Genomic DNA, 18489 nt, shown 5'->3' with positions numbered 1-18489 from the left:
CGGTGCCGGCCGAGTCGGCCCGTCGGCGCATCCCGGTACGGACCACACTCACATGGACCGCACTCACCGGTTCTCAACGCCAGCCCGGGCCTGGGCAGGCCCGGGCCGCCCCAACAACCGAGCCACGGCCTCATCCAGGCCGGAGGTGCACACGTCTGGCACGGCGAAAACCTCGGACATCGGCGCCTTGGCCCGGTTCACCCAACCGGTCGCCAGCCCCGCATGGTGGGCGCCGTGTACATCCCAGGCATGCGCGGCAACCAGCGCGGTTCGCTGTGGCGTGGCTCCACCCACACGCACCGCGTGGTGATAGACCTCCGGCGCCGGCTTAAAGCGCCGTACCTCGTCCACGGAGACCACCCGCCACACGTATCGTTCTAGCCGGGCACGCTCCAGCAGGGCTTGGGTGGTGGCCGCCGCACCGTTAGTGAGCGCGAGCACCCGCATCCCGGAATCGTGGGCCAGACGCAGCGCGGGCAGGACATCGGGGTGCGCCGGTAGTTCACCGATCCCGGTCAGAACCGTGTCGCGTTCCTCGGGCGTGAGCACCCCAGAGCTGACAGCGGCCAAGGCCTCGTCAGCCAACCGCGCGAACGGCTGGTAACCGCCGCTGGCCGCAAGCGCGAATCCGTCCCGCAACACCCGGGTGAACCACAGTTCCAGCAGGTGCGCCGGTTGTCCAACCGCGGCGAGCCGATCCCGCAGCGGTTCCAGGGAAAACATGGTCTCGATCACGTCGACGGCCATAACCGTGGGCCGTTCGGTCATTGTCACCTCACAGATCCGGCTCACCGCCCGGAGCGTGCTGGCTACACGGCCACGGGCTCGTCCCGCGGGCCCCACACGGGTGGTGCTGCGTACCGGTCCACACGGCCCCACCGACTGTGGATCCGCCCCCAGGCGGCAGAACCGCCCTATTCCCAGAGGGAATAAGAGGATATAGCAGTGCGGCAGGAGCCAGGGCAGCCCCGCTGACGTCCCCTGTCGGGAAACCGGCGGAACGCACCCCATCACTCACCTAGGATGCCCGGTATGACGGCGAGTGAGGAAGCATCGGGGTCGGGGGCGTCGCGATCACGCGGCGGAATGAGTGCGATGCAACGGGCGATGCGGCTCCTCGGCGGGGAACCGGCCGACCCCCAGCTTCAGCAAGCGGCCTGGGTTGCGCGCTGTGTGGGACGTGGAGACAGCGCCCCACTCACCGGCGCGGACGTGTCGGCGCTGGCCGCCACACTCCATCGGCGCAGTGTCGCCCACGGCGCACTGGCTTTCGGCCCGGACGACGCCAGCCCCGGGGTGTGGATCGTCCGATCCGGACGCCTGGAACTCGCGACCGGCAGGGGCACGAACCGGGTCGTGGTGCAGATCCTGCACCCCGGCGATGTGGACGGTGACATTCCTCTCCTGCTGGACATGCCAATGCCCTACACCGCACGGGCGGTGGAGGACACCGAGCTGCTATTCCTCACCGGATCCGACTTCGAGCAGCTGCTGAGCACGCACGCACCGATAGCACGGCGGTGGCTGTCGAGCGTGGCCCAGCGGCTCAGCGCCAGCCACATGCGGATTCTCGGTCTGCTGGGCAGGACCTTGTCCCAGCAGACCGCGCAGCTACTCCTGGACGAGGCGGCCGACGGTTCGGTCGCACTACCCCAACACACCCTGGCCGCGATGCTTGGCGTGCGCCGCCCCTCACTGAACAAGGTCCTCAAGGAGCTGGAACGCGCCCGCGTGATCAGCGTCAGCTACGCGGCCATCACCATCCTCGACCCCGACGCTCTGGCGACACGAGCCTCGCCGTAGCCGCACGGCCCGCCCCGGGGCGGGGCTTGCCCGGGCCGCGTCCCTCCGGAGCAACCCACGCCCTGCGCTGGCAGCGTGGTGGAGGCGTTGGTTCACACCCAACGGCCGGCATTGCCGGGTTTTTGCCCAGCATTGGGGTCCGGCCGGTCCCCTCCCGGAAACATCTGCGTGCGGGGATTCGCCTATCGGTGCCGCCGCGGCCCGGGAACCACCTCGGCCACAGGTCCGGCGCCACCCCGCCGGGAAACGCAGGGCGGCACAACCAGGAGAGCCCGCAGAACCGCACACCGGGAGCACAGGCGGTGGCCCGCAGGTGCCATGTGCAGCGAGACCGGTGTCCCATCAGCGACAGGAGCGAACTGTGACCGTCAAGCTTCCCGAACCCGTGGCGTCGTTCATCGACGCGGTCAACCGGCACGACGAGAATGCTTTCCTCAACGCGTTCACCAGCGACGGTGTCGTCGACGACTGGGGACGGGAGTTCACCGGCCGACAGGACATCAAGTCCTGGAGTGACCGCGAATTCATCGGAGCCTCGGGCGTTCTCACCCCGGAGTCGGTGGAACAGAACGGCTCAGAGGTCATGGTCATCGGCGACTGGCGCTCCACCTATGCCAACGGCAGAAGTTCGTTCACGTTCCAGACTGCTGGGGACCGGATTTCCCGGATGACCATCCGCGAAGGCTGAGCCCGACGGCGGCTCGGCCCCAGGGGAGGCCGAGCCGCCGTGTGGGGAAGCGCCCCCAGGGCGCGACACCGTCGGCGGCCACCACCACCCACACCCACCACCGCCACCACCATCCCCGTCGGCCGCCATGCGGAGAACCTCCGATCCGGGCAAAGAACTCTGCCCGCCCGAGGATCCTGTGGCCGCGACGCATGCGTTGCGGTGACGAAGACGATGACAGAGTCATCGCGGTGTGGTGTCGTTCCTGGCTGGCGGATATGCGGAACGTCTGGCGCTCTGGTCTTCGCGGGTCCCGGTGCCGTTCCCCGGTCTCCCCTATCCAGGGTGCGTGCTGGTGGGGAGAATGGGTGCTGGTCGACACGGGAGGAACAGGGATGACGGTACGGTTCGGGCTGCTGGGCACCGGCTACTGGGCGGCCGAGACGCAGGGTGCGGCGCTGGCGGCGCATCCGGAGGTGGATCTGGCGGCGGTGTGGGGCCGGGATCCCGCCAAGGCCGAGGTGCTGGCCCAGCGTTACGGCGCACGCGCCTACGGCGATCTGGACCCGCTGTTGGCGGAGGTGGACGCGGTGGCGATCGCGTTGCCGCCGCAGGTGCAGGGGGAACTGGCGCTGCGTGCCGCCCGTGCGGGATGTCACCTGCTGTTGGACAAGCCGGTTGCGCTGAGCCCCACGGTCGCCGCAGAGATCACCGCCGAGGCCGATCGGCGTGGCCTTGCTGGGGTGGTGTTCTTCACCCAGCGATTCAACCCCGCCATTGACGACTTCCTCACCAAGACCGCTGCCGCGGGGAACACGAACGAGGCACAGGCTGTCGTGCACGCCTCGATGTACGCTCCGGGCAGCCCGTACGCCGAGTCGCGGTGGCGCCAGGAGGAGGGCGGGTTGTGGGATCTGGGCCCGCACGCGCTGTCGGTACTGGTGCCGGTGTTGGGACCGGTGGTGGAGGTGATGGCCATGGCCGCCCCGCGCCAGACCACGCACCTGTTGACCCGGCACGAGGGGGGCGCGGTTGGCAACCTCTCCGTCACGGTCGATGCCGCGCTGGATGCGCGGTGCTGGCAGGTGTCCTTCTGCACCGAGGAGGGCTGGCGCGAGGTCCCCGCCGGGGAGCGCAGCGCGGTGGCGGCGTTCGGTGGGGCCATTGACCGGCTGGTGGCGGGCACCCGTCCTGGGGCGCCCGCCGAGCCGTGTGGTCTGGCCTTCGGTCGGGATGTGGTCGCGGTGCTCTCCGCCGCGCAGACCTCGGTTCGGGAGGGGCGGGCCGTGGCGGTTGGGGCAGAGCTGCCGCGGCGCTAGCCGGCCCGCCATGGTTTTCCGTGGGTGGCGGCGTCCCGAACGTGGGGGTCCATGCCGCGGATTTCCCGGTGTGGCCGCGTGGGGCGGGCGGTGCGCGTTACACTTTTGCTCCCGTTGCAGCCCATCCTGGTGCGGATGCCAGGGACGACGAACGGCGGGAGACGCGCGATTAGCCCCCGGAAGATTCCCAAGTCAGATCCCGACCCCGACTCCCCCGACCTGGCGCGGGCGTTGGACTGCGAGGTGTGCCGAGAGGCGGGGATCCGCAACCACTCGCCCATCCCGGCGCCGCAGCCCCGGCCGGAACGGAAACCCCGGCCGGGGCAGCCGCCGCGGCTCAGCCCCCACCAGCTCCAGTTCCTTCGGCAGGTGTGGGACTATCTGGCCTCGGCGCGTCCCGGATCGAATCCGGACGAGCGGCTGCTGGCGCTGGTGTGCCTGCTGCGGGCGGCTCGGGCCGGGAGTGCGAATCTGACTGCCCAGGACATGCAGGGCATGCGGCTGGCCGATCCGCGGGCTACCGTGGCCGCACTCACCGGATCTGGCTGGTTGCAGGCGGATCCGGAAGCCGTGCTGGCTGCGGATGCCCAGTATCCGGCGACGTGTTCGTTGCCGGAGTTCTCCGGTAATCCGTGGCGCGTGGGCCGGCAGGTACGCACCCGCGTATCCGGCTGGACCACGGGGACGCTGGCCCATAAGCGGCTGCGGAAGAAATCCAACGCAGTTCGGCTGACGGCCGTGTACCTGGTGACCCACTCCACCCCCGACGGGGTCGTGGAGTTCACGGCCGAACATCTGGTGGCGGCCTGCGCCCTGTCCGGGGTGGACGAGCTGGTGACTGCCCTGGGCGAGCTGGTGAACAAGGGCTGGCTGGCCGACCTGCCGTCGGTGGGCGCCGACGGCGTGCGCGGCCAGCTGGGCGCGGAGGTTCTGGCGATCGCTCCCGCGCCGGAGACGACGCCGGCCCAGCAGCCGCCCGCGGCCCCCAGCACGGAGGCCAACGCCGTGGATGCGGCCTGGCCCGGGCTGGACGTGGCCGGCGACGTGACCGAACGCGCGCGGCTGTTGATCTCCGGCCGGGAGGACGCGGTGGCGACGTGGGTGCGGGAGTTCCGGGAGAAGCACGGCCACGGGCCGAGTTGGGCGGCGGTGACCGCGGCACACACCTGGCCGTCGCGACGGCACCGGCACGGGCATGCCACCGAGCTGGCGTTCGTTTTGCTCGCTGAGGACGGCTGGCTGGCGGGGCTCAGCGAGCCGTACGGACTGCGTCCCGGTCCGCGGCACACCGGAGATGTCCAGGACGGCTGATCTCGATGAGCCGGGCCAGACCCGCGGGTGGGGGCGCCTCTCCAGCCAGCCCATGGGGCCGTACGGTTCGGATGTGGTGTGTTCACGCACCCGGTGCCGCGCCCGCCAGCTACGGCTCCGGGAGGGTGCGGCGCAGGCGTGCGGGGGCTCTGCGGCGCCACGCTTCGGTGAGGAGTTCGCGTAGTTGGTCGGGGTCGACGTGATCCAGATCCACCAGGATGATCGCGTGGCCGGTGTAGTGCGGGGTGGTGTAGTACGCCGGGTCGCCGGAGGCCAGCAGCGCCTCCTTCTCGTCCGGTGCGCACAGGAGGACAAGCCCGCCGTCGGATTCGGTGCGCAGCCGGGCGAAGCCACGCCCTCGCACTGTGAGCCCGGGGGTGCGGTACCAGGTGGACTCCTCCACCTCGGGCAGCCGCGCCGCCATGTCCACGATCTCGCTCCAGGTGACCACGACCGCACCGCCTTCCGCAGATAGGGCCGGTCTCCACACTCGCACGGTCAACTCGCTTGGGAAAGTCTCGCTGCCGCCCCTGGGGAGGGTGTGGGGTTGTTGTTTCGCCGCGCCCGCGCGGGGGCGGGATGGCTGTGTGTCGAGGATGTGTCGGCGCTGGTCCCCGACCCGGATGCTGCGGGTCGGGGACCAGCACCTGGGGACCCCGGAGGACGTGGGTCACCCGCCTGGTCTCACCACCAGTCGTAGCGCACCTCCCAGGCGTTGGCTCGGGACTCGCGGGCGTCGGCGTTGAGGACGTAGCCGTCGCGTTTGCTGGTGTTGAGGGCTTGGTTCACGGCGGAGCGGTACTGGCCCCGGTTGGGGTAGAACTCGGTGAGGGTGTCGTCATCGAAGGGGATGTGGGCGCCCTGGAGGAAGCAGAACGGGTCACCACTGTTGTTGCCGTCGTTGCGGGCTGTGGCGGCCTCGTGTTCCTGGAGGCGGATCCCGCCGAGTTGGTTGCCGTGGGCGTCCCGGCTGGGGGTGAGGGCACTGTCCCAGTCGAGTCGGGGCGCCTGTGGCGGGGCGGTTCCGGTCGCCGCCCAGTCAAGCAGGTGGTCGTAGGCGGCGTTCAGTGGGTAGTGGAACGGGATGCGGCTGAGGGGCGGCCGGTCGCATTGGTCTGGTTGGGTTCCGGGGACATCTCGCGCGATCAGCGGCGCGAAGGTGCGGTACTCCGTGTAGCCGACGTGGGAGCTTCCGGCGACCTCCCAGCGGCGGAAGTACTCGGTGTCCGGTTCGGCGCTGGAGGCACGGCTGCGCACGTCCCCTTCGGCCATCAGGCGCATCACCGGGGTGCCTTCGGGGGTGTCCAGTGCGGTGTTCGCCCCGTGGATCATGAATGCGTCGATCGCCTCGTGTCGGGGATGCACGGTGTTGTGGTATTCGGCGAGGTAGCGGGCGGATTGGGAGTGGCCGGTGGCCACGAGCGTGTGGGTGTCGATTCCGGGGAGTGGGTCGGTGCCCTGCGGTGGCTCGCGCAGTGCTTGTGCGGCCTGGGTGTAGATGTCGAAGGCGGGGGCGTCGGCCAGTTCGGGGCCGCCAACGTCCAGGTCACCGTAGCGGTCGGGGTTCCACTGGCTCAGCGCCTCGACTCCGACCCGCTGGGCGGACAGTCCGACCCACACGTGCCCGTTGCGGAGGAAGTAGTCGTGGGACAGGGACCAGTTGATCTCGATGTCCTGGCCGAAGCTGACGTTGTTCCATTCCAGGAAGGTGGAGCCGCTGGCGTCGTCGGGGTCGGCGGGGCGGCGCACCACCATCCGGGTGGTGTACGGCGAGGAGTTCCCTGTCTCGCCGGTGTCTGAGTTGTCGTGGTTGGCGGTTCCCTCGAGGAGGAACTCTTCTTCCACGTAGTCGTGGGCGTCGAGGTCGACCTCGATGGAGGGGCCGGCATCGATCGGGGGCACGTCGGGGCCGGCTGGGGACATGAAGGGGTAGTTGTCGGCGGTGGTGGCGAGGGGGCCGCTGACGGTGGCCGGGGTGGGTGTGTCGGTGGGGTGGGCGTGGGCCGGCGTCGCCGTCAGTAGTCCGGCGGCCAGGACCATACTGGTGGTTCCGGCGCCGCCGCGCCACAGGGCTCGGGTTCGGGCCTGCATCTGTTCCCTCCGGTCAGGCACTGATGCGGTCAGATGCTACGGATGCCGAACTTTTCTGGGCAAGGGCTGCGGGGCGAGACTGGTGATCCTCCGGATCGGGGAGTTGAGCACGCCGGCATCCGGACCCACCACAGCGCGTCCCGCCGCCCGTGCACGGTTACTCGGAACCGGTCTGCGTCTCCCGGCGGGGCGGGTCGGGCACGATCGTGGTGCTGAGCGTGGAGATGCCTGCCTCCAGGGGACCGCGGCCCACGTAGCGGCGCCAGGCGAAGGCGAAGGCCACAGCGCCGAGGACGTTGATCGCGGCGAGGTTGCCGCTGATCCAGTCGGCCACGCCGCCGGACCCGTCGGGCACGGTCTCGTCCCAGGCCATGAGCAGGGCGTGTGTCGAGTAGATGGTCAGTGCCATGGTTCCGGCCGCGGTGAACGGCCACAGCGCCGTCGGGAAACGTTCTGCAAGGAACAGGCAGGCGGGCACCACGATCAGTGCGACACCGACACCACCGGCGACCTCCAGTGTGGTGGAGGTGTGCGGCATGCTGGTCCACAGCCACCGGGCGTCGTGGGTGGGCACGGGGCCGATCAGGTCGTCCTGCGGACCCAGTTCCCAGGCGAGGCCGTAGGTTTCCCAGGCGTGCCAGGAAATGCGGTAGGAAACGAAGGCCAGGGCCCCGCCCAGCAGCATCAGGGTGACCCGCACCTGTGGATTCCACAGGTCCAGGCGCCCCACCGCGAGCCCGGCAAGGATCACCGCCAGGGACGACAGTGCCGGGTAGAACCCGAACACGGTCAGTTCCAGGAGCCCCTGGTCCGCGAGCCGCTGTGCGATGTCGACCTGGTTCCAGTTCAGCGCGAACTCGGCCATCGCCCCGCCGGTCTCACTGGATCGACGCAGCACGAACAGCAGCTGTGGGCCGACGAGGGCGGCAACGACGGCACCTCCGGCCAGCCAGCCGGCTGTCAGCCGCAGGAACGGAAGCGCGAGCAGGAAGTACAGCCCGTAGTAGGCGATGATGACGGTGAGTCCGGCACCGGTGGGGGTGACGATGGCGCTCAGCACCAGGCCGAACACCAGCAGTGCCCCGCCGCGTACCGCGACCCGGCCGGTGCTCAGCCGGGCGCGATGCCCGCGGTGGGGAGCTGTTCCCCCGGTGAGCAGGGCGAGGGTCACTCCGGCCAGGAATGTGAACAGGATCGTGGAGCGGCCCCAGGCGTACTCCTCGATGAGGAGATTCGTGGGCTGTATGGGGTCCAGGAACGGCACCCAGAAGTGCACGATCAGCATGCCGAAGATCGCGATCCAGCGGGCCAGGTCCACCCCGTCCAGACGCGCTGTGTGGCGGCGGGTGGGCGACGCCGCTGCCCGCCCCTGTGGTTCCGGTGGTTCGGCCGTGCTTTCTGCTGTGTGGTGGTCGGCTGGGGCGGACGCGTGCCGCTGTTCCATACTGCTCGCGCGCTCACATGACGACGGGTCAGGCGCCAGCCTACGTAGGTCGCCTGCGCGGGCGCCGGCGAATCGAGCATGACACCCGAGATTCCGGTAAGCGCGACGCCCATCACACCTACTGGCCGGTAAACCATGCGATGCTAACACGCTGCTTCCCCCACGGCGGGGCCCGCTCCTGGCCCGGCACGCGCGTCGACGGGGTGCCGCATGTCACGGTACGTGCGGTGTCGCGCCGCGGCTAGAGTGACCGCGCACCGTCGTGGTTTCGCACGTCGCGGCCGGTCCACGCCGGTCGTTGCGAGGCCGGCCACCATCGTTGCGTCCACAGCGGTGCGGACACAGGACCAACTCTGCGACGCCTGGGGACACTGTGAGTATTCGTTCCTTCGTCCCGGGGGCACTCGGCTTCGGCGCAGCGCCCCTGGGAAACATGTTCCGCGCGATCAGCGAGGACGACGCGACCGGCACGGTCGAGGCGGCCTGGGACCGGGGCATCCGCTACTTCGACACCGCCCCCCTGTACGGCGCGGGCCTGTCCGAAATCCGGCTGGGCCGGGTCCTGGCACAGCATCCGCGCTCGGACTACGTCCTGAGTACCAAGGTGGGCCGGGTCATTGCGGACGAAGCACCCACGACCACTGCCTCGGAGTCCGGGGCACTGTTCGAGCATGGCCGCCCGAACACTGTGGTGGACGACTACACCGAGTCCGGGACGCTGCGCTCCATCGAAGACAGTCTGAACCGCCTCCAGACGGACCGCCTCGACATCGTGTGGGTGCACGACGTCGCGCAGGACTTCCACGGAGACCAGTGGCTGGAGGTGTTCGAGGCCGCGCGCACCGGCGCGTTCCGTGCCTTGAGCCGGCTTCGGGCGGAAGGCGTGATCCGCGCGTGGGGGCTGGGGGTGAACCGTGTCGAGCCCTGCGAACTCACCCTGGATCTGGAGGAGCCGCAGCCGGACGCGTTCCTGTTGGCGGGCCGCTACACTCTGCTCGACCACGAGCGGGCGCTCCAGCGGTTGTTGCCTGCCGCACACCAGCAGGATGTGGACATTGTGGTGGGTGGCCCCTACAGCTCGGGAGCCCTCGTCGGCGGGCAGCACTTCGAATACCGGCCCGCGCCCCCGGAGATTCTGGAGCGGGTACGGCGCATCACCGAGGTCGCCGAGAGTTTCGGCATCGGTGTGAAGGCGGCGGGGCTTCAGTTCCCACTCGCCCACCCGGCGGTGGCCGCGGTCATCCCCGGCTCCACCCGTCCGGGCCGCATCGATGAGGACGTGGCCGCATTGCAGACCACCGTCCCGGACGAGTTCTGGGCCACCCTGCGCGAGCAGGGCCTGATCAGCCCGGAGGCACCGCTGCCGGTCCGCTAGTGCCCGCCGGGCCGGAACGTCGTTCCATGCATGTGTGCTCCGTCCATGGCGGAGTGGTCTCCGGGGCGCCGGCCGGAGCCGCTGGCGCCCCGGCTGCTATCCGGGTGACAGCCAGGGTGGCGCGGCCGGGCTGAACCGGAGGAGGGCAGCAAACCGGGGCGCCGAGCTCCGCGTGTAGGGGCGGGCGGGTACGCCAGCCACGCCAGCCACGCGCCCACCCCGGTCGGCTCCGCCGCCTGGGGTGGACGCATTACCGGCCCCGAGGAGACTTCGTAGCGAACGGGATATTCGTCCCACTACCCTGCGGCGGGAATCACCGCATCGTGGCGGCCCCGCTCCCCCCACTCCAGAGGACGGCAACCATGTCCGACACTGACCAGCCTTTCCCGCCCGATCTACCGACCGACTACCCCACCCCGGCCCGCGTCTACGGCTATGGCCTCGGCAGTAAGGACAATTTCGCCGTGGATCGCGCCGCCACGGTCCAGGGGCTGACCGTGTTTCCCGAACTGTTGGACATCGCGCGGCAGAACCGGCTGTTTCTGTACCGGGCGGTGCGCTACCTCGCGCGCGACGTTGGTATTCGACAGTTTTTGGACCTGGGCAGTGGGCTACCCACGAACAACAACGTGCACCAGGTCGCCCAGCAGTTCGCTCCGGACTCCACCGTCGTGTATGTGGACAATGACCCGATTGTGCTCACCCACGGACGCGCGCTGCTCGCCGATAACCCAAACACCACGGTGATCTCCGCCGATATGACAGAACCGGACACGGTGCTTGATCACCCGGACACACGCTCCCTGATCGACGTCAGCCAGCCGGTGGCCGTGTTGATGTTCTCGATTCCGCACTGCATCCCGGAGGATGCGGCGGCGCGGCGGGCCGTGCACGGGCCGATGGAACGGGTGGCGCCGGGCAGCTACCTCGCGTTCTCCCACGTCTGCGCCAACGACGAGGCGACGGCCGCGGAATCCACACAGGTCGCCACCTCGATCGGAATGACCTGGCGGACCCGGACCGCCGCCGAGGTCACCACCTGGCTGGAGGGCCTGGAACCGGTGGCACCGGGCTTGGGCGACATCACCGACTGGCGGCCCGACCCGGACCAGCCGCCCCTGGAGGAGGTGGCCGCCGAACTCGCCCCGTTCCTCGGGGCCTCCGCCCGTTCCAAACGCGTCTACGAGTTCGGCGGGGTGCTGCACCTGGACGGGCAGGGATCCCGGCCCGGCGGCGGCTAGGGAGTGTTTCTTGAACGCTTTCGGATGAGGGAGCGGCTCTCCAGGGCGAGGTCTCGCAAGCCGATGTGCGAACGGCATCCTGGTTTTGGCTGTGTGCGCGCATCGGCGCAGCGCGCGTCGTCCTGGGAGACGCGAGCCCGAAATGGTTCACGAAGCAGGACCTAGCTCACCGCAGCGCCGGGGCCCGCAACCGCCACGTGGGCACGGCCGCTACTGCGCGGATGTGCCCGCCTCGGCCCGACGACCGGCACGCCACAGCATCAGCCCACCCACGATGAGTACGGCCCCCAGCGCGGCCATCAGACCGATCGCCGCGCCGGTGGTGGGCAGGGACCGCCCGTCGTCATCCCGGCCGAGGAGGCTGGACACACTGCCCCGGTCACTCCCGGTGGGTGCGGTAACCGGCTCGGGGCCGGTGCTGGTGCCCGAACTCGGCACGGCGGCCGGTGTGGGGTCGGCGTCCGTGCTCGGCGCGGACGAGGGTTCCGGCCCCACGCTCGTCGGCGGCGTCGGGTACGGATGCTCCGTCGGTTCGGGGCCGGGGTCGGGGTCCTCCGTGGGCGTGGGTTTTGGCTCGTCGGTGGGTGACGGGGACGGGTCCGGCTCGTCGGTGGGTGACGGAGACGGGTCCGGACTTGGATCCTCGACCTCGGTGTCGACACAGTCGCGGTTGGCGTCCGCACTGACCGCGCGGGATGGCGAATAGGCCAGCACACAGTTGTGGACGATGCTTCCGTGCTGGGCGTCGGCGGCCACGTGCACGGTGAACTCCAGGTCCACGGATTCTCCCGGATCCAGGTGGCCGATCTCGCAGATCAGCGTGTTCTCCCGAATTTCGCACTGCTCCGGGAACTCCGTGAGCGTCGCTTGGCCAAGATCGATGGGGTCCAGGAGGTGGACATCGTCGGCGGCCGCCGATCCGACGTTGCTGGCAGTCAGGGTATAGGTGATGGTGCCGTCCGGTTCGACCGTGGCCGGTCCGGACTTGCTGATCTCCACGTCTGCCTCGGACGCGTCCACGTCGGTGCCGACGTCAGTGGAAACGCAGGACACGTTGTTGGCCACATTCGATTCGCGGCTCCCCGTGTATACCGTTGCGCAGTTGTCGATCGTGGCGCCCTCGGCGAGATCGGCCGCGGTCAACACGAAGGTGAGGGTCACGGTCTCGCCAGGCTCCAGAATGCCCAGGGCACAGCTGATGGTGAGCCCGGAGTCGGGGCACTGCTCGGGCAGCTCGCTGATCGCGGTCAGGTTGCCGTTGGTGGGGTCCTGGACTGTGACGTCCACCGCCTCGGACGGACCGTGGTTGGTGACCTCCACGGTGTAGGTGATGGTCCCGCCGGGCTCGACCGTGGCAGGTCCGGACTTGGTGATCTCCACGTCGGTCATGGTTTGGGCGATGGTGATGAGCCGGGTGGAGTCGGTGCCGGCGTCCGGGGTGGACGTGCTGACCTCGGCCTCGTTGACGATGTTGGTTCCATCGGCGAGCGCGGAGTCCACGGTCACCGGCAGCACGAACTCGACCGTCTCCCCCGCCGAAACGGTGAACCCGCTACCGCCACAGGTGATGTCCTGCCCGTCGGCAGTGCACGGATCCGGGAGGTCCCCGGCGATGATGCCGTGGTCCAGCTGGTCAACCACGGTGACATCCTCGGCGTCAGTGTCGCCGGTGTTGGTGACGGTGATCGTGTACTGGGCCTGCTCCCCGATCACCAACGGGTCGGGGGCCACCGTCTTGGTCAGCTGTAGGGACGGTGCGCCCTGGGCGGCAGCTGGTCCGATTCCGGACGCGGACCATGCGGGTAGCGCCATCGCTGTTGTGACCAGAACAGCGAGGAGGGTCGTCCCCAGCGCCGTCCATGGCTTCGGTTCACCGTTGCGCATATCGCCCCCGTCAGCGTGGCGTCACGGACCTGCTGTCATTCGATGCTGGTCACGTGCAGGCCACATAACGAGTCAACGACATACCCAGTTGACGGGAATATCACTTTCGGTGGTGACTGGGCTGGCAACGGTTTTACTCGGAGCGGTGGACGTCCGTCCGGACCGTGCCGGTCTGGGGTCAGGTCGCGTCCGCAGTGCCGATACGGCGGCGGGCGGGTGCGAGTTCGGCGTCCAACTCCTCAGGCGAGACGTCACAGGTGGCCAGGTCCAGCTCGCCGTGGTTGGTGTCCAGGCGCAGCACCGCGCGGACGGCCTTGCGGCGGCGCAGCTGCCGCAGGGTGTCCGTGGCGGCCGCACTGAGCATGGTGTTTCCGTCGCCGTTGGGGGGAGCGGCGACGCTCAGGGAGGTGATGTCGGAGTAGCGGATGGTGGTTCCGGCACGGGTGCGCGGATCCACAAGGGCGATGTCCCGGTCCTGGAGCCACACACGTGTCCAGGCCCGTTCGTTGAGCACGGTGTCCTGCGGGCCGTGCAGCAGGGCGAAGCGGCGCCCCTGCCGGCACATCCTGCGGTCGGCGCGGAAGTGGCCCTGCCCGTGGGTACGTTCCTGGAGTACCCGCCCCAGGCGCACCATGCCACGCGGGCTGTCACACAGGAACCGGACCAGGTCGTGGTGTGCGGTCCACACTCCCAGTTCCTCGCCCCCTTCCGGGGCGTTGATCTGGAGGATCTCGGTGTAGGGCAGGACGAGCAGCGCGTCCTGCAATGCCCGGCCACCATTCTCGATAGCCTCGGTGACCTGGGACTGTTCGTAGAAGCGGAGGTCGCCCCCGGTCGCGACGAGCAGGCCCCGGTGGCGTCGCAGTCCAGCGTTGGCCATGGCGAGCAGGACGTTGTCCTCAGCGCCGGCCATGGCGATGATCGGGGGGGTAACCTCCTCCGGCGACCATTTGATGATCTTCGATGTGGACTCGTCGAATCCCATCATCCGACCATTCAAGTCCGGCACAAGCACTCCTCAACCACATCGGGGACACGCGTCCGGGGAGACGTGCCCAGCCTCGTCTCCCCGGCGCATCTGCACCCGAACCACGCTACGTCACGCCGTGGAACCCTGGGCAACGGCACGCGGTGTGCCCGAGGTCTCCCCGAAGGCCCCGCCAGGGACCTCGCGGAACCGGTGCAGCCCCGAGCCGCGTGTGCTGCCACACTGAGGCCCATGGCGGAACTTGACGGCGTCCCTGTGGATATCGAGCAGCTCACGGCCGTGGCGTTGACCAACATGGGGCACTTCACCACGCTGCGGGTGGAGAACCAACGGGTGCGGGGTCTGTCGCTGCATCTGGATCGGCTGGTGCGGGACTGTCGCCGGGTGTTCGATGCCGAACTGGATCCGCAGCGGGTCCGCGAGCTGGTCCGGCGGGCCGTGGCCGGCTCCGAGGAGGCGGTCATCGTGCGTGTGACCATCGTCGATCCGGCGCTGGACCTGGGCCACATCGGTGCTGCGGCCCGGCCCCGTGTGCTGGTGACCACCCGGGGTGCTCCGCAGGGGCCACCCTCCGGGCTGCGGCTCCAGTCCGTCACCTACCGACGCGACCTGCCCGAGGTGAAACATGTGGGCCTGTTCGGCGCGATGCACCTGCGTCGGCGCGCGCAGCGGGGCGGATTCGATGACGTGGTGTTCACCGATCCCGCGGGGGTGTTCGTCGAAGCGGCCACATCCAACATCGGTTTCGTGGCCGGTGCGACGGTGCTGTGGCCGCGGGCGGACTGCCTGCCCGGAGTGACGATGCGGTTGCTCCAACAGACGGGCGGCACCCACGACACCGTCCCCCTGACGCGGGACGACCTGCCCGGCGTGGACGCGGTGTTCGCCACCAACGCCGCCGTGGGGGTGCGCCCCGTCACTGCGATCGACGATATTGCGCTGCCCGCGGAGCATCCCGTGTTCCAGACCCTGGCCACACGCTATGCCGAGCTCCCCTCGGAGCCCGTGTAGGGCCGTGGTCGCACGGCCAACAGCTCGCCGGAACAGTGCGGCAGTAGCTGGGTGAACGTGAGCCACCAAAGCCGCTTCACGGTCACCCAGCAGATCGGAGCCGGGCATGCCTGATGCGGCACCGGTTCCGCGGCGCCTGGCGGTGGGCACGCCCAGCCCGGACCAGGTCCCCCTCAGCGCAGCGCCGCCACCACAAAGTCGTCCGCGGCCTGCCACACGGGCCCGGCCGAGGTGTAGCCGGACTCCTGGAGCAGCCGGGCATGTTCGGCGGCGGTGACCAGGTTGCTGCCGTGGTGGTGTTCGGCCCCGTCGGCAGAGTCGGCCTCGGGGTGGGGGCGGGCTCCGGTGATCGGGGCCAGTCGCTCGTCAGCGAGAATGGCGTCCCACCACTCATGGTAGCCCTCCCGGTCGGCCACACCGGCGCGGCGGCACTGTCCGGCGTAGACCGAGGTGGACAGGTCCTGGAGTTGCTCGTCGGGCAGTGGCATGTGGTCGGCGTTGACGAACACGCCGCCGGGGACGGTGCGTTTGGCGAGGCTGCTGTACAGCGCGGCCAGGGAGTCACGGTGCATCCAGTGCAGCGCCGTGGTCGAGACGGCGCCGTGGATCGTGTCGGGCAGGACGTTCACCCAGGCGGGATCGCCGAGGTCGGTCTGCACCCAGGTTGCGATCTCTCCGTAGTGGGCACGCGCCAGCCCGAGCAGCAGCGGTTCGGCGTCGATCCCGATGAGTGTCGCCGTGGGCAGGCTGCGGGCGAGGCGTGCGGTGAGGGACCCGGGGCCGCAGCCAAGATCTACGATGACGGGAGCATCGATATCGGAGAGCGCGGCGGTGACGGAGTCGGTGATGACGGCGAAGCGTTCCTCCCGATGGGGGATGAAACCCTCCTGTTGGCGGTCCCAGCGTTCGATCCACTCGGCGGCCACATCCGGGCTGACGGTCGTGTCCGTAGGCGATGCTGCCATGGGGAACTCCGTAACTGTCTTTATTGTTTTAGACAGTAACGACGCTAGACAGTGGGAGCGTAACCGATCAAGTGAATTTCGACAGTCACATGGCGGATGTGCTGACGGCGACCGTCGCCGCCGTCAACCTGCTGCGGCCGGGATACCGACACGGCCGCCCCTTCCCGGGCGAAGCCACCCCCGAAGAAGTCGGCAGCTGCCTGGCCAGCGGCGGAAGCCAGTTCCCACGGCACACTCCCCAACCCGCGGAACTGGAGACCCTCCGCGCCTACGCCATGCGGCTCTACACCGTGTTCTCCGATGTCGACGCCTCCGACCTGGACACGGCCTGCACCACCGTCAACCAGCTCATGACCGACACCGGATCCCGGCCCACCCTCGTGCGCTACGACGACAAGCCCTGGCACCTGCACTTTCACGCCCCCGGCGCCGACTGGGCAACCGCGTGGGTAGCCGGAATGGCAACCTCCCTCGCCTTCGTACTCGGCAGTTCCGCAGCCGACCGAGTGGGAATCTGCTCCGCCACACAGTGCGACCGGGTGTTCGTCGACACCTCCCGCAACGGCACCCGACGCTTCTGCTCAACCAACTGCCAAAACCGCACGAAAACCGCCGCATTCCGCGCCCGCCGCGCCAGCCGGAACGGATAGCGGCCAGCAGAAGCCCCCACGCAGAAGGCAGGGCCGGGCACGCCCCCCACGACGCACCCTGACGCACATCACCGACGGCGAGACCCTCAAAGACGCCCAACCGATGGGCAGCGAACTGGTCACCTCTGCGATCCATCCCGCCACCAGCCCTCGACCGTGGCCGCACCCTAGCCCGCCGCGCGCGGGCGACCTTCCGCAGGCGCCGCGGGAAGCCTCGGGCCGATCTGGAAAAACGCCAGCGCAACTCCACGACACCCGGTTAACCTAACGTCGCGCCGACCATACGAATCGTGGTCGCACCTCTGGGCCCGGGCCGCGCCGCTACTGCCCCACCATGACGCGGACCGGGCCGTCCCAGTTCCAGCGCCAGGCCCGCTGGCGGGACGGGGCCGACTCGCCTGGCGCTGCCATCCCGCGTCGGTGGGGCCAGTTTGTGCGGTGGCGGCCGCTGCCCCGTCTCCACCAAAACCGGCTGGCCCCGCCCATGCCCATCCCTACTGCACCTCGGGCTCGGAACCGGGCCCGGGCAGGACGTCAACGTCGGTGGCATGCATAGGCTCGCCGCACTCCGAGCAGTGCGGCTCGATATGGCTGATCCGGCCGCAGGCGTGGTGGCGGTACAGCACCGGCGGCCCCGCCTCCCCCGCGGTCCAGCGGTCTCCCCAACGAACCATAGCCAGCAGGAGGTCACACAGTTCCGTGCCCTTTGGGGTGAGGGTGTATTCGTGGCGCGGTGGGCGTTCGCTGTAGGCGCGGCGTTCCAGCACCCCGTAGTCCAGCAGCCACTTGAGCCGCTCGGTCAGCACCTTGCGGGAGATCCCCAGGCTCTCGTGCAGCTGCTCGAAGCGGGTCACGCCGATGTAGATGTTGCGCAGGATCAGCGGCGACCACGGTTCCCCGATCACGTCCCAGGTGCGGGCGATCGAGCAGGTCATGTCGGCGAATCGGGTGCGCTGCATGTGGCCATCGTACGCGCAATGGGTTCCCTCAGGGAACGTATGCAGCTAGGCTAGCCCTATTGAGTTCCCTAACGAAACTTTCGAGGTAATGACATGTATCCTCGTCCCGAAATCGTCTCGGAGCAGGAGTGGCGCGCCGCACGAAGCGAGCTGCTGCGGGCAGAGAAGGACCACACTCGAGCCGCCGACGCCCTGGCCGCGCGGCGCCGCCGCCTGCCCATGGTGCGCGTGCACACCGAGTACACCCTGCACGGCCCCGACGGCCCGGTCCGGCTACTGGACCTGTTCGCCGGGCGCCGGCAACTCATCGTCTACGTGTTCATGTGGCACGGACCCGACCACCACTGCTCGGGCTGCTCAATGTTCGTGGACAACATCGGACACCCCGCACACCTCCACGCCCGCGACACCTCGATCGCACTGGTCTCCCGCGGCCCTCTACACGAGATCCTGCCGTTCCGCGAGCGCATGGGCTGGACCCTGCCGTGGTACTCCGCGCTGGACAGCAGCTTCGTCGACGACATGGACGCCGGAGACGGCTTCGCGCTGAACGTCTTCCTGCGCGACGGCGCGGACGTCTACCGTAGCTACGTCACCACCGCCCGTGGCGTGGATCGGCTCGGCAGCACCTGGTCCCTGCTGGACCTCACCCCGTACGGCCGCCAGGAAACCTGGGAAGACTCCCCGCAGGGATGGCCGCAGGAGCCGCCGTACGCCTGGTGGCGGCTCCACGACGAATACGAGGACCGGCCCACGCCGTAACGCGCCACGACCAGCCCAC

At 69.3% G+C, this 18489-nt stretch carries 17 protein-coding genes; 9 read left to right on the top strand and 8 right to left on the bottom strand.

Annotated features, from left to right (window positions below; all coding sequences use genetic code 11):
- Positions 1-63: 63 nt before the first annotated feature.
- Positions 64-768, bottom strand: coding sequence for a haloacid dehalogenase type II (locus RIF23_RS16265; protein WP_310913411.1), 705 nt, complete (start codon positions 766-768; stop codon positions 64-66).
- Between the two features lie 318 nt (positions 769-1086).
- On the opposite strand from RIF23_RS16265, the gene RIF23_RS16260 reads away from it, so the two are divergent.
- The 4 genes from RIF23_RS16260 (at position 1087) to RIF23_RS16245 (ending at position 5100) form a co-directional block, all read left to right on the top strand.
- Positions 1087-1803, top strand: a complete 717-nt coding sequence (locus tag RIF23_RS16260; protein WP_310913410.1) for a Crp/Fnr family transcriptional regulator — start codon at positions 1087-1089, stop codon at positions 1801-1803.
- Between the two features lie 361 nt (positions 1804-2164).
- Positions 2165-2491, top strand: a complete 327-nt coding sequence (locus RIF23_RS16255; RefSeq protein ID WP_310913409.1) for a nuclear transport factor 2 family protein — start codon at positions 2165-2167, stop codon at positions 2489-2491.
- Positions 2492-2865: 374 nt separating this feature from the next.
- Positions 2866-3789 (top strand): Gfo/Idh/MocA family protein, encoded by a 924-nt coding sequence (locus RIF23_RS16250; RefSeq protein ID WP_310913408.1) that lies wholly within the window; start codon positions 2866-2868, stop codon positions 3787-3789.
- 135 nt (positions 3790-3924) lie between these two features.
- The gene (locus RIF23_RS16245; RefSeq protein ID WP_310913407.1) at positions 3925-5100 is read left to right on the top strand and encodes a hypothetical protein; all 1176 of its coding nucleotides are present in this window, start codon (positions 3925-3927) and stop codon (positions 5098-5100) included.
- Positions 5101-5209: 109 nt separating this feature from the next.
- On the opposite strand, the gene RIF23_RS16240 is transcribed toward RIF23_RS16245, so the two are convergent.
- From RIF23_RS16240 to RIF23_RS16230, 3 genes are all read right to left on the bottom strand, one after another.
- Entirely contained in the window at positions 5210-5551 is a 342-nt protein-coding gene (locus RIF23_RS16240) for an MmcQ/YjbR family DNA-binding protein (protein ID WP_310913406.1), read from the bottom strand.
- 233 nt (positions 5552-5784) lie between these two features.
- Complete coding sequence (locus tag RIF23_RS16235) at positions 5785-7191, bottom strand: alpha/beta hydrolase domain-containing protein (protein WP_310913405.1); 1407 nt, start codon at positions 7189-7191, stop codon at positions 5785-5787.
- A 157-nt stretch (positions 7192-7348) separates the two neighbouring features.
- Positions 7349-8635, bottom strand: coding sequence for a DUF418 domain-containing protein (locus RIF23_RS16230; RefSeq protein WP_310913404.1), 1287 nt, complete (start codon positions 8633-8635; stop codon positions 7349-7351).
- A gap of 373 nt (positions 8636-9008) precedes the next feature.
- Here RIF23_RS16230 and RIF23_RS16225 point away from each other — a divergent pair, with 373 nt between their 5' ends.
- Positions 9009-10010, top strand: a complete 1002-nt coding sequence (locus RIF23_RS16225; protein ID WP_310913403.1) for an aldo/keto reductase — start codon at positions 9009-9011, stop codon at positions 10008-10010.
- Between the two features lie 362 nt (positions 10011-10372).
- Positions 10373-11251 (top strand): SAM-dependent methyltransferase, encoded by an 879-nt coding sequence (locus RIF23_RS16220; RefSeq protein WP_310913402.1) that lies wholly within the window; start codon positions 10373-10375, stop codon positions 11249-11251.
- A gap of 210 nt (positions 11252-11461) precedes the next feature.
- Here RIF23_RS16220 and RIF23_RS16215 read toward each other — a convergent pair whose 3' ends face one another.
- Complete coding sequence (locus tag RIF23_RS16215) at positions 11462-13135, bottom strand: DUF7507 domain-containing protein (protein WP_310913401.1); 1674 nt, start codon at positions 13133-13135, stop codon at positions 11462-11464.
- Between the two features lie 178 nt (positions 13136-13313).
- Positions 13314-14144: a hypothetical protein gene (locus tag RIF23_RS16210; protein ID WP_310913400.1), complete on the bottom strand. Its 831-nt coding sequence runs from the start codon at positions 14142-14144 to the stop codon at positions 13314-13316.
- A 210-nt stretch (positions 14145-14354) separates the two neighbouring features.
- Here RIF23_RS16210 and RIF23_RS16205 point away from each other — a divergent pair, with 210 nt between their 5' ends.
- Positions 14355-15134: an aminotransferase class IV family protein gene (locus RIF23_RS16205; RefSeq protein ID WP_310913399.1), complete on the top strand. Its 780-nt coding sequence runs from the start codon at positions 14355-14357 to the stop codon at positions 15132-15134.
- Between the two features lie 173 nt (positions 15135-15307).
- Here RIF23_RS16205 and RIF23_RS16200 read toward each other — a convergent pair whose 3' ends face one another.
- Positions 15308-16099: a class I SAM-dependent methyltransferase gene (locus RIF23_RS16200; protein ID WP_310913398.1), complete on the bottom strand. Its 792-nt coding sequence runs from the start codon at positions 16097-16099 to the stop codon at positions 15308-15310.
- Between the two features lie 71 nt (positions 16100-16170).
- On the opposite strand from RIF23_RS16200, the gene RIF23_RS16195 reads away from it, so the two are divergent.
- Entirely contained in the window at positions 16171-16749 is a 579-nt protein-coding gene (locus RIF23_RS16195) for a CGNR zinc finger domain-containing protein (protein ID WP_310913397.1), read from the top strand.
- Between the two features lie 494 nt (positions 16750-17243).
- On the opposite strand, the gene RIF23_RS16190 is transcribed toward RIF23_RS16195, so the two are convergent.
- Positions 17244-17708, bottom strand: a complete 465-nt coding sequence (locus RIF23_RS16190) for a winged helix-turn-helix transcriptional regulator (RefSeq protein ID WP_310913396.1) — start codon at positions 17706-17708, stop codon at positions 17244-17246.
- A gap of 93 nt (positions 17709-17801) precedes the next feature.
- On the opposite strand from RIF23_RS16190, the gene RIF23_RS16185 reads away from it, so the two are divergent.
- Positions 17802-18470, top strand: coding sequence for a DUF899 domain-containing protein (locus RIF23_RS16185; RefSeq protein ID WP_310913395.1), 669 nt, complete (start codon positions 17802-17804; stop codon positions 18468-18470).
- Positions 18471-18489 lie beyond the last annotated feature (19 nt).

It is taken from the genome of Lipingzhangella rawalii, from assembly GCF_031628175.1.
GTDB lineage: Bacteria > Actinomycetota > Actinomycetes > Streptosporangiales > Streptosporangiaceae > Lipingzhangella_A > Lipingzhangella_A rawalii.
Note: the sequence above shows the minus strand (reverse complement) of the source record. Positions and strands in the feature narration are given on the sequence as shown.